General features: G+C 70.5%; 2 protein-coding genes. Both read right to left on the bottom strand.

Going from position 1 to position 2,017, the window contains the following annotated elements:
- Positions 1-353: 353 nt before the first annotated feature.
- The gene (locus WA805_RS24410) at positions 354-1,124 is read right to left on the bottom strand and encodes an SDR family NAD(P)-dependent oxidoreductase (protein ID WP_422278807.1); all 771 of its coding nucleotides are present in this window, start codon (positions 1,122-1,124) and stop codon (positions 354-356) included.
- Positions 1,121-1,849: an alpha/beta hydrolase gene (locus tag WA805_RS24405; protein ID WP_422291004.1), complete on the bottom strand. Its 729-nt coding sequence runs from the start codon at positions 1,847-1,849 to the stop codon at positions 1,121-1,123. The genes WA805_RS24410 and WA805_RS24405 overlap by 4 nt, the downstream gene beginning before the upstream one ends.
- Positions 1,850-2,017 lie beyond the last annotated feature (168 nt).

Raw genomic sequence — 2,017 nt, 5'->3', positions numbered from 1 at the left:
GCCGACTGCCGCGGCGCCGGCCCAGAAGGCCGCCGGCAAGGAGAACGACGAAGACTGGTGGACCGAGTAACGCTCATCGGCTAACTGCGCGTGTGCCCCGGCCCTTTCGGGCCGGGGCACACGTGTTTTTCTGGGCCCGAAGGGCTCGGCGGCTCCCGGCCGGCCGGGGATTAGCTGGCCCGCCCGCTGCGGGCCGCGCTCCCGGTTAGGCGGACCCTCTCCCGTAACAAGAGCTCACTGGCTTATCGCAACCGACAACTTGCCATCAGTTCCGTAGGGATAAATCGGGCAAAGCGGACGTGAAAGTGGTCAGAAATGATAGGAAGTTGGCTGGAGCCGGGCGCTAGGCCGGGTCAGGCGGTGCTGGTCTGGCCGCCGTCGATGGCAAGGACCTGGCCGGTCATGAACGACGAGGCGTCGCTGGCCAGGAAGATAGCGGGGCCGGCCATTTCTTCCGGCTTGCCCCAGCGGGCCATGGGCACGGTCGCGATCGTCGCCTCGCCGCCGTCCGGGGTGTCCCACAGCATGCGGTTGAGGTCGGTCGCGGTCCAGCCAGGGCAGAGCGCGTTCACCCGGACGCCGGCGCGGCCCCACTCGCTGGCCAGCGTCTTGGTCAGCGATACCACCGCAGCCTTAGCGGCCCCGTACGGGGCGAGGAACGGCGCGGCCGCCAGGCCCGCCACCGAGGCGACGTTGATCACCGAGCCGTTGCCGCGGGCCGTCATATGCGCACCCGCGGTCTGGCAGACCCACATGGTCGCGTCCAGGTTGAGCCGCAGTACCTTCTCCCAGCCGGACAGCCGCATGTCGAGGAACGGCACCACGAAGTTCGAGCCGCCGGCGTTGTTGACCACGATGTCGAGGTGGCCGAGCCGGTCTATCGCCGTTGCCACCACGCCGGCGGCGGCCTGCTGGGTGGTCAGGTCGGCCGGGATCTCCACGGCTTCACGGCCGAAGTCCCTGATCCCCTTCGCGGTCGCGGCGAGGCCCTCCGCGCCCCGCGCGGTGATCGTGACGTCGGCGCCCGCCTCGGCGAACGCCACCGCGATGACCTGGCCGATGCCTCGCGAGGCCCCGGTCACCAGCGCCTTCTTGCCCGCCAGGCTGAACCGCTCCAGCGTCACGGCGTACCCTCCCAGTCGGTTGGCAGCGCGCCGTCATGGAGCGCCGCCGGGTTGACCGTCCGCACGATCTCGTCGAGCACGATGCGGACGTAATTCTCTCCCACCCACAGGTGCTTGGCGCCATCGACGCCGATCACCGTTGCCTTCGGCACCCGCGCGAACCGCTGGCGTGCCTCTTCAGGGCGCAGGTAGTCATCGAGTTCCGGCACCATGGCGATCAGCGGCTTACCCGACGCGGCCCAGGTGTCCAGGTCCTCGTCGGTGGCGCGGCGCAGCGGCGGCGACAGCAGGATCGCGCCCTCGACCGGCGGCAGCGCGCCCCACTCCAGCGTCAGCTCGGTGCCGAACGACCAGCCGAGCAGGTAGATGTGCGGCAGCCCGGCGGCCGCGGCGTAACCGACGGCGGCCTCGACGTCGTGCTTTTCCGTCACGCCGCCGCCGAACTCGCCCTCGCTCTTGCCGCGCTCGGACTCGGTGCCCCTGGTATTGAACCGCAGCACGGCCAGGTCCGCCAGCGCGGGCAGCCGGTACGACGCCTTGCGGATGATGTGGCTGTCCATCATCCCGCCGTGCGTCGGCAGCGGGTGCAGGCAGACCAGCGTGCCGACCGGGTCGCGGTCCGCCGGCAGCGCCAGTTCGCCGACGAGGTTCAGCCCGTCCGCGGTCGTAAGGGTGATGGGCGTCCGCCTGGCGGGCAGGATCGTCGCAGCCCTGATCTGAGTCACGGTTTCCTCTCCGGGGTCACAGTCAGCCGGGGCGGCGTTGCAGCCGGCGCTGCCAGCACACGGTGTGCCAGTGCCGTCTCGACGCGACGCCGGCGTGGTTCGGCCAGACCACGACATGCGCCGTACCAGGGTAGATCTCCTGGTCGCAGCCGGGGCAGCGGTACGCCT

The sequence above is a fragment of the Trebonia sp. genome, from assembly GCF_049794275.1.
GTDB lineage: Bacteria > Actinomycetota > Actinomycetes > Streptosporangiales > Streptosporangiaceae > Trebonia.
Note: the sequence above shows the minus strand (reverse complement) of the source record. Positions and strands in the feature narration are given on the sequence as shown.